The organism is Algoriphagus aestuariicola, from assembly GCF_017254835.1.
Taxonomy (GTDB): Bacteria; Bacteroidota; Bacteroidia; order Cytophagales; family Cyclobacteriaceae; genus Algoriphagus; species Algoriphagus aestuariicola.
In genome coordinates this window covers 204986-214286 of sequence record NZ_JAFKCW010000005.1, presented here as the reverse complement: position 1 = coordinate 214286, position 9301 = coordinate 204986, and the positions used below count along the sequence as shown (strand labels likewise).

7 protein-coding genes are annotated in these 9301 nt (G+C 46.9%); 6 read left to right on the top strand and 1 reads right to left on the bottom strand.

Translation table 11 applies throughout. The annotated features are described in order from the left end of the window. Positions 1 to 1757, bottom strand: a 1757-nt coding sequence (locus J0A67_RS20185) for an Ig-like domain-containing protein (RefSeq protein WP_241265275.1), incomplete at its 3' end; no start/stop codon positions are given. A gap of 1841 nt (positions 1758 to 3598) precedes the next feature. Here J0A67_RS20185 and J0A67_RS20180 point away from each other — a divergent pair. The 6 genes from J0A67_RS20180 to J0A67_RS20155 all read left to right on the top strand — a co-directional run bounded on the left by J0A67_RS20180 (position 3599) and on the right by J0A67_RS20155 (position 9262). After that, positions 3599 to 3847 carry a hypothetical protein gene (locus J0A67_RS20180; protein WP_206571199.1) on the top strand — a complete coding sequence of 83 codons (249 nt, stop codon included), beginning with the start codon at positions 3599 to 3601 and terminating at the stop codon, positions 3845 to 3847. A 152-nt stretch (positions 3848 to 3999) separates the two neighbouring features. Further along, positions 4000 to 5289, top strand: coding sequence for a nucleoside hydrolase-like domain-containing protein (locus tag J0A67_RS20175; protein ID WP_206571198.1), 1290 nt, complete (start codon positions 4000 to 4002; stop codon positions 5287 to 5289). Positions 5290 to 5334: 45 nt separating this feature from the next. Next, positions 5335 to 5910: a Crp/Fnr family transcriptional regulator gene (locus J0A67_RS20170; RefSeq protein ID WP_206571197.1), complete on the top strand. Its 576-nt coding sequence runs from the start codon at positions 5335 to 5337 to the stop codon at positions 5908 to 5910. 68 nt (positions 5911 to 5978) lie between these two features. Continuing rightward, entirely contained in the window at positions 5979 to 6419 is a 441-nt protein-coding gene (locus tag J0A67_RS20165) for a carboxymuconolactone decarboxylase family protein (RefSeq protein WP_206571196.1), read from the top strand. 139 nt (positions 6420 to 6558) lie between these two features. After that, positions 6559 to 8106: a glycosyltransferase family 39 protein gene (locus tag J0A67_RS20160; RefSeq protein WP_206571195.1), complete on the top strand. Its 1548-nt coding sequence runs from the start codon at positions 6559 to 6561 to the stop codon at positions 8104 to 8106. A gap of 397 nt (positions 8107 to 8503) precedes the next feature. Beyond that, on the top strand, positions 8504 to 9262 hold the full coding sequence (locus J0A67_RS20155) for a DUF2490 domain-containing protein (RefSeq protein ID WP_206571194.1): 759 nt from the start codon (positions 8504 to 8506) through the stop codon (positions 9260 to 9262). The last annotated feature ends 39 nt before the right edge of the window (positions 9263 to 9301 follow it).

Genomic DNA, 9301 nt, shown 5'->3' with positions numbered 1-9301 from the left:
TAGCTGTATGGAGCGCTGGTGTCCGTGCCCAACAGGCTGGTCCCGTTGTAGAACTCCACCTTGGCCACCGTCCCGTCGCTGTCCGCCGCAGCCGCCGCGATGGAGACGGTCTCCCCAACCTTGAACTGCCCGCCTAAGGAAGGCGAGGTGATGCTAACCGTTGGGCTCTCGTTTGCCATTACCGTGATCTTCACCGCCTCGGAGCTGGTAACGGCCCCCTTGTTGTCGGTCGCCTTGGCCGTGATGCTGTACTCGCCGGCCGAAACATTCGACCACGAATAGCTGTATGGAGCGCTGGTGTCCGTGCCCAACAGGCTGGTCCCGTTGTAGAACTCCACCTTGGCCACCGTCCCGTCGCTGTCCGCCGCAGCCGCAGTGATGGAGACGGTCTCCCCAACCTTGAACTGCCCGCCTAAGGAAGGCGAGGTCAGGCTAATCGTTGGGCTCGCGTTTGCCATTACCGTGATCTTCACCGCCTCGGAGCTGGTAACGGCCCCCTTGTTGTCGGTCGCCTTGGCAGTGATGCTGTACTCGCCGGCCGAAGCATTCGACCACGAATAGCTGTATGGAGCGCTGGTGTCCGTGCTCAACAGGCTGGTCCCGTTGTAGAACTCCACCTTGGCCACCGTTCCGTCGCTGTCCGCCGCAGCCGCCGCGATGGAGACGGTCTCCCCAACCTTGAACTGTTCGCCGGAGGAAGGAGAGGTGATGCTAACCGTTGGGCTCGCGTTGGAATTAGCAACTCCAGAAATTGGCGTATACAGTTTTTGTGACGCGGGATGGAGTTGGAGTCCACGTGCAACATTAGAGTTTGCAGCCAAATATTCTTTGCTATACTGCCAAAAATGCACGTCGTCCATCCACATAAACTGATCCCTATCCGGCGCAAAAAGTTCACTATTACCCCCCATGAAAGTATGCAGGGCCAAGGAATTGATTCTTTGCGGACTTGTAGCCGTCCGCATTTCAATATTCTGTGCCGACGCCACAAGCACCCCGTCCAACCAAACCTGCATGATCCCGTTAGCCTTACCGATTTGGTTTGCCACTACTCGGACGGTCAGCTCTTGCCATTCTCCTCTTTTTAGTTGTCCAAATGTACCTTGGCCCATGTCATCCCCATAGGTATTGCCCATGCTGTGATGGTAGACATACAATTTGAGTTTACCGCCTGCTACCTGCATCAACCTTAGACTTGCTCCCTTGTCGCCTATGCCGGGGCCAGCTCCCCCAGAGGCAACTGTCTGAACAAAACCGAATCCTACTCCCGGAAGTTTGGCCCCAAGAGCCCAATCAAAATCATTTTGATATTTGATACGAAACGTCCAATAGATCTCTGTAATGTCATCTGGCGTATCTCGGAAATCGCTCCATTGGTTTAATCCGCCGCCTCGACCCCAGGTTCCTTTGGGGAAAAAGCTGGCCAAGACCTTCTTTCCGTCGACCGTCCGAACTTGGGTGGTATTGGGAAGATATAGTTTGCCTACCTTCCAATCCGACTTATACTGGGCATCGGTATAATATCCTTCGGAGTGGTTGTTGAAATCCGCCTTTCTCCTAATCACGAAATCATCCGAAACGGAAAGTGGCTCCTTTTCAATTTCTGCCCCGATTGAAAGCGGAAAATTGACACCTGGCCGATCTGAACTGGCGGCGTTATCCCAAGATGAAGAATGGGCATTAGCTATAGCATTGATACCATACAAAGAGCATGAAAGTAGATACCAAAACAGCGCGAAGGTAATTTTGTTTTTCATAGGTAATAGATTCCCAGGCTTGCACCTGGCGGGGTGATAAACGAATTTTAACCGATTGGTCAAATGGGTGAATTGCCGAAATACGCCACAACTAAAAACCGGGTGATAATAGCTGTAAGCATATTTTTCCAATGGCAATGGATAAGCATTTGCCAGTTGGTCATATTGGGTGTATTGTTTTAATATGCTACAACTAAAAGTTGGGTGACATTAATTGTAGACATTTGTTACCGATGGCAATAGACAAGTATTATCCAGTCGGCAAATTGGGTGAAATGATATACTATACTACAACTAAAAACAGGGTGACATTAATTGTAAGCATATTCTATCAAAAGCGTATTTGGTTCAACGTGTATTGTATTTCCTTTCATCATACTATGTATATCAAACCAATGTTCAATTAGGTGATATGTTTTCGATGATTACAGGATGGGGTGATCTTTACCATTGAAACCTAGCCGGAAATTGACCTAAATTTTGAGCGGAAAATTTAACCTTAACACTGTGCGGGGTGAACACAATCTTTTTGCTAAACTATAATTGATCCCACCGGGTGATTCTGGGATACTTCTCAAAAGCATTAAATCAACTCGCTCATTTACAGCTAGGGAGGAACGCATTCGATTCGGATATCGTCCATCAAATTTTCAGAGAAAATTGATGGACGACCAGCCGTTAGGCCATATAGACTTGGGTTTGCTAGGCATATTTCCATTGAAACCGACGACTTCTGAAACAGTTTGTGGGTCTTATCCACAATGAAAGTTTGGGGTGACTTCTTTTCAAAACCCGACATGACCGTAATTCTTTTTCATTTCAACAACCATCTTTAAACCTAACATGAGACTAAATCGAAATACTCATAGAACTATTTAATGTATTGTTATACTCTATTATTCTTTTCAACAGAAAATAAATGCATTCCATCCCAGCCAGCAGTTAGATTTAATATCAACCAACAACCTTGATGAACTTCCTGAAACTTCGCGATAGAGAATAAATAATGCGCATGGATGCGAATATATTTAAATCCACCCCTTATTTCATTTCCAATTTAATGTTGTAAAAGAACCTAAATTTGAACTTTGCATCTTGGAACAAAATATTCTGCTTTTGACATCAAACAAAACGTTATTCCGAAATACTTTACTTTCCAATCAATAAATATCTTTTATTCTTATCCACAAAATAAAAGCAAAAAAAAAAAAAATCTATAAACAGTTTTTACAACAGAACCCCTTACTATCGGCCAAAAAGCCTGTCAGAAAACCTGAACATAGAAAACACCTAGGATATCAATTGATCAAAATATCTATAGTTTATATATAATTTCCATTACAAAATAATGTTACAGAAGAAACAAAATATGCACCCTATACTTTAAGAATAAACATTCTGCTTTTCATATCACACTAAATGCTCCGAAACACTTTGCATTCCAATCAATCTGTCCCATTTACTCTTCTACCTAATAAAAGATGAAGGCAAGCTCCTTCCAAAAATTTAGGCGATAGAAAAGACAACGAAGTCTTAGTGAACACCCCCTTATGGAGTTGAATGCCTATCTTTCGGCAATGGCTTTTCCAAATGCCCCAAAACATCCAAACTGAGGAGAACAATGGATCAAGCAAGATCTCCAAATAACCCAATGCTGAACGAAGTTCACGCTGAAACTCATTCTAAAGAAAAAATAATGCGGCGTGAAACTACATGGATTCAAAATGCTCAAAGAACAATAAAAGGAAATCACCAATTTCAAACGGTCGCAAACGAAACCTGTCTAAGACGATTGAACTCTTAAGAGCGGCTATGATTCTCTTTTCACTTTTTCGAAACAGATGCAGGATAAGATGAAGGCGGACTACGAAGCCAAAAGGACTCCGAAGCAGCGCCGTAAACCTTCCAAAGAAGATGTGGTATTCAAAGCGCCTGACGGATACGGTGACCATTTGGATCATTTCACCAACTTTTTTGATTCGATCCGTACAGGGCAAAAAGTCGTCGAAGACGCAGAATTCGGATTCCGCGCCGCCGCACCGTCCCTAGCCTGCAATGACAGCTATCTGCAGAAAAAGATCATCCACTAGGATCTTGTAGCCACGAAGGTGAAAAAAGGCTAAGTCCTCCATAAAATTCAAAGTCTGCTTATCCCGGCTTTTTTCTATTTCCCTTTCGAGGCAGGACAGTTTCTGGCTGCTAAAAGGGATATTTGAAAGCTTTCCCACCAAAACGCCGTTCAATGTACCGTTTTCTCACATTACTTTTCGTCGTCCTTTCAGTCCGCTCTTTCTCCCAAAACCCGAATCCAAAACCTCGAGTGATCATCTCCACCGATATTGGCGGCACTGATCCCGACGACAACCAAAGCATGGCCCACCTCCTGATGTATACCGACAAGTTCGAAATCGAAGGACTGGTGTCTTCGCCTTCCTATGGCACCGGCAGCAAAGCGGAGATTTTCCGCATGATAGACCTATATGAAAAGGACCTCCCTAAGCTTGAGCGACACGGTAACGGTTTTGCGAAACCCGCTGATCTCCGCCGTGTGACTAAACAAGGAAGGAGAGGCGCAGCGCCATTTTCGGGCATCACTTCGCCCACCGAAGGCTCAAAATGGATCATTAAAGCGGCGAAAAAGAAAGACCAAAGACCGCTTTGGATATTGGTTTGGGGAGGATTGGAAGATCTCGCACAGGCCTTGCACGACGCGCCCGAGATCCAGCAAAACATCCGCGTCTACTGGATCGGCGGTCCCAACAAAAAGTGGAGCGCCAATGCCTATGCCCACATTGCTTCAAACCATCCGGACCTTTGGATGATCGAAGTAAACTCCTCTTACTATGGCTTCTTCTCCGACAATCAAGCTCCGGACGTGATCCAGACCTCCAACTACTATGAAAAGTATATCCAAGGAGCGGGACATCTGGGGGCTGATTTCAAGAGCTATTATGACGGTGATGTGAAAATGGGCGACACGCCTTCGCTGCTCTATCTGATGCACGGCAATCCAGATGATCCAGAAGGGGAAAGCTGGGGTGGAAGCTTCGAACCTATCCAAAGAAGTGCTCGGGTGGTGTATGATCGTGCCACCTCGGTTGGCGATTCGGTCGCCTTTTGTGCCACGGTTGAGTTTCGGTTTACTGGGCCAAAGATCAAAGTGCCAGCCGATTCAGCCGTCTTTTGGATGGAAGTCCCCTATCAAAATTCCTCCCAAGTCTGGCCAGGCTATTACCTGGGGGATGGCAGCTACGCCCTGCAGTACGCGCCAAAGCAAGCGGAAACTTTAAGCTTTAATTTTACTTCCCCAATAGAAGGATTCCCTGCATCCAAGGGACAATTGACCGTAACCAACCTCTGGCCAGGAAAGGCAAATTCCACAGATTTCCAACTTGGCGAAAACTGGTATAGTGACCGCAGCAATCCTGAGCTCTACTATGGAAAACTGCAAGGGGGAAAGACTATCCAAAAGTGGAGAGATGAAGTCCTGCTTAACTGGGCGGAGCGCTGGGCTTGGCTCAAGGAAGAGTAAATTGCCCTTTTGCCTCTCACCTCATCCATCCGAAAAATTCCTTAAATGTCGCAACCTCTCTTTGACCATATCCGCAATTTCGTTTCTCTTGACCCGGCACTCGATCCTCAGATTCTCGCTTATTTCGATAAGCAGAGCGTCCAGAAAAAAGACATCCTCTTGCCAGCCAACCGGGTTTGCGATCGCTTGTTTTTCGTCGCCAAGGGTTGTGTCCACGCCTATTTCACCGATCAACATGGCGTGGAAAAATCCATCCAGTTTGCGCTGGAGAACTGGTGGATCAGCGACTATCAGGCTTTCTACAAGCAAAGGGCTACAGACTCTACCATCCAAGCGGTCGAGGACTCGGAAGTCTGGAGCATTTCCAGAAGTAGCTATTCGGCGCTTCTTTTGGATCATCCGGTGATGGAATCCTACTTTCGGCAAATGTACGAGATCGGCTACGGCGCCGCCATCACCCGGCTGAAGTTCTTGTTCAATTATTCCAAAGAAGAGATATTCTTCAATTTTACCGAGCAGTTTCCCCATTTTGTCAGCCGCGTACCGCAGTACGTCTTAGCCACTTACCTCGGCCTTACCCCAGAGTATCTCAGCAAACTCCGGGGCAAAAGACGATCTTAATCCAGTTCAAGATTTTTGGGAATGGCTCCACATACCTTTGGTTATCCAATATCATAACACCAAAAACCATGGAAACTAGACTGCAAATAGACCAAGTGGAGCCCAAAGGCTACCAGTCACTTTTCGGCATTGAAAAGTACCTTCAACAATCCACTCTGAGCCACACGCATAAGGAGCTGATCAAAATCCGCGCTTCCCAGATAAACAAATGCGCCTTTTGCATAGACATGCACACCAAAGACGCACTCGCCCAGGGGGAAAGCCTGCAGCGCATTCTTTTGCTCAATGCCTGGAATGAAACGGAGCTTTTCTCCCCAGAAGAAAAAATCCTCCTCAAAGTGACCGAGGAAGTGACCCTGATCAGCGAAAATGGCCTCAGCACAGGGACCTATGAAAAAGCCGTCCAACTTCTAGGAGAGAATTACCTCGCCCAAGCGATCATGGCGATCATCGCAATCAACGCATGGAACCGTCTTTCGGTCAGCACCCTGAAGCCTATCCCTGCTTAATCGATTCTAGCTCAACAACAAAAAGGCTGGATTTCCAGGAAGGGAGTCCAGCCTTTTTATTTCCCTTGCCGACAAATCCGCATTGGCAAACGTGTCCGCACATTTCGGTATCTTGGTCGAGCCTAAAACCGCCATCGAGATGAAGAAAGAAAACTTTCTGCTCTGCTTTTTTATCCTGCTGAAGTTTGCGCTCCAATATGCCGTCGTCCATCCCGATTTTGACCTGCATCGGGACGAGTTTCTGCACCTCGATCAAGCCGACCATTTGGCCTGGGGCTACCTATCTGTCCCACCAGTGACTTCCTGGATCTCGGTTTTGATCCGATGGCTTGGAAACGGGGAATTCTGGGTGCGCTTCTTCCCGGCGCTGATAGGTGCGTTTACAATTTGGGCGGTTTGGAACTTGGTCAAAAAACTGGGCGGCAACCTTTTCGCACAGTCCCTAGCAGCCGTAGCCATGCTGTCCTCCGCCATGATCAGGCTTAACATACTATTCCAGCCCAACTCTCTGGACATTCTCTGTTGGACCTTGGTATTTTACACGCTGGTCCGATTTTTTCAGACCCAAAATCCGAAATGGCTGTATCTCCTGGCCATCAGTTTTGCCTTTGGCTTCTTGAACAAATACAACATCGTATTCCTCGCCATGGGGCTTTTCCCTGCACTTTTGATCACGCCCAGAAGGACTGTTTTTCAAAACAAACACCTCTATTTCGCCCTGCTATTGGCCATTCTGCTTGTCCTACCCAACCTCGTTTGGCAATATCAAAATGGATTTCCGGTGATAACCCACATGAACCTACTGAGCAAATACCAGCTCGTAAACATCAGCCGAATGGGATTTCTGATGGAGCAATTGCTGTTTTTCTACCCAGCACTTTTTATCTGGGTGTCGGGGTTGATTGCCTTGCTTCTTGCCAGACGGTTTAGTTCCTATCGCTTCATCTTTTGGACTTTTGTCCTGACTATTGGGATCTTCACGTATTTTCAGGCCAAAGCCTATTATGCCATCGGACTCTATCCTGTTCTTCTGGCATTCGGTGCGGTTTTGATCTCCGAGTGGTTGGAAAACGGCTGGAAAAGAAGGCTGAAGCCTGTAGCATTGGCATTACCTCCACTCCTGTTTTTGCCTGCATTGCCTCTGATCCATCCCTATTATTCACCAGAAAGGATCCTTAAAAACCCACCCGCCTATTCCCTTCTTGGCCTCAATCGATGGGAAGATGGCAAGGACCATCCCATCCCCCAAGACTTTGCGGATATGCTTGGTTGGAGTGAGCTGGCCCATCATGTAGACTCAGCCTATCTGATGATGCCCAAGTCCGGCCGCACGCTGATTATTTGCGACAATTATGGCCAGGCCGGCGCGATCAACTATTACTCAAAAATCCCCGGGCTTCAGGCCCTGACTATGCATGCCGACTACCTCTATTGGTTTGATTTGGAAACCAAAGTCGATAACCTGATCCTAGTGTGGGAGAGAGACGAAGAGATCACAGATCGGGAGCTGAATTTTTTCGAAGAGTATCGGGAAATTGGAAAAATCACCCATCCACTAGCGCGTGAGATTGGCACCACTGTACTCTACCTACGCGGAGCCAAGGTGGATATCAACGGAATCCTGAAAGAAGAAATCGCCGAGGAAAAAAAGGTGTGGGAAAATGGAAATAGCGTTAAAGAGGAGTAGGGATAAAATGAGGGGAATATGCTTCAGCCTCTTTCCGGCAACGAAATCTTCCACTCGACAAAAACAACCCGGCCAGAGGGATCTTAGAAAAAGAAAACTGTAATGGACTAACCAGCAATTTGGCGGTGGAATTTAGCGTGACCTTTGACAGAGAAAGTGAATTTACTGGAGAAAATACCGACCTCGACTTCAGTCAAAGGGTTGCTTACCATCGCCTGAAAGTCAGTAGCTCTCTTAGCATTAAGACCCTAAAAAGGCAAAGCTATCGAGCAAAAATCGTCTATACGAAGGATTAATCCCGTTAAGTGTTTCGTCTGTCCCTTACGGAATCAATTTTTCTCTGGTTATTTGCCTAGGGAAACCAAACATACCAAACCTCAATCTGCCTAAACCACTAATGAAAGTGCGTGCAATTCATCCCACTTTTAGCCTGAAACTTTCCCTTCTTGCAATGATGATGCTCTGTCTGGCGGCAGCCCATACACAGGCGCAGAAGAACATCCTCAAATCCAATCAAGTGTGGCTGCATTCCTACCACGAGGGCAGGATTTCGGAGAAGTGGACGATTCTCCTGGATGGGGGATTCCGATGGAGAAATGGGGTCGAGGATAAGCTAGCCTATATCGTCAGGACGGGTGCTGGCTATTCCATTTCCCCAAGACTAAGACTTGGAGGTGGTTTTGCCAACTTGGGTGTCTATGCAGGCAATAGCGTTGTCCGCCGGGAGTACCGCCCCTATCAAGAACTGCTTTTCAAAGATCAATTAGGAAAACTAAATCTCAGTCATCGCCTTCGGGTGGAAGAACGCTTTTTCAAAGACCTCGCCTTAGATTTTGCCACCGTGGATTTTAACTTCCGGTTTCGCTATGCTTTTTCGGTCGGCATCCCCCTAGCCCGTCTTTCCAAAAAAGATCCCCAGCGGAAAATCATCCTTAATTTGGGAGATGAAATTTTCATCAATGCCGGAAAAGATATCGGTCACAGTATTTTTGACCAGAATCGCCTGATCCTCAGCCCTACACTTCAATGGAACAAAGCATTGAGCGTTTCCTTCACCTACAATTCCCAATTTGCCGGCACGCCGCAGCCGGAAACTTATCTTAAAAGCCACATTGCATGGCTACAAATACGGCACAATCTAGATTTCTCCAATTAGGACTTCTGATGCATATTTTGCCCCGATCCTGCTGACAAA

Bases quoted from the DNA above. Each gene is read 5' to 3' on its own strand.
- J0A67_RS20165 (WP_206571196.1), top strand. From the start codon at position 5,979: ATGGAAACTAGACTGCAAATAGACCAAGTGGAGCCCAAAGGCTACCAG.
- J0A67_RS20170 (WP_206571197.1), top strand. From the start codon at position 5,335: ATGTCGCAACCTCTCTTTGACCATATCCGCAATTTCGTTTCTCTTGAC.
- J0A67_RS20155 (WP_206571194.1), top strand. From the start codon at position 8,504: ATGAAAGTGCGTGCAATTCATCCCACTTTTAGCCTGAAACTTTCCCTT.
- J0A67_RS20160 (WP_206571195.1), top strand. From the start codon at position 6,559: ATGAAGAAAGAAAACTTTCTGCTCTGCTTTTTTATCCTGCTGAAGTTT.
- J0A67_RS20180 (WP_206571199.1), top strand. From the start codon at position 3,599: ATGCAGGATAAGATGAAGGCGGACTACGAAGCCAAAAGGACTCCGAAG.
- J0A67_RS20175 (WP_206571198.1), top strand. From the start codon at position 4,000: ATGTACCGTTTTCTCACATTACTTTTCGTCGTCCTTTCAGTCCGCTCT.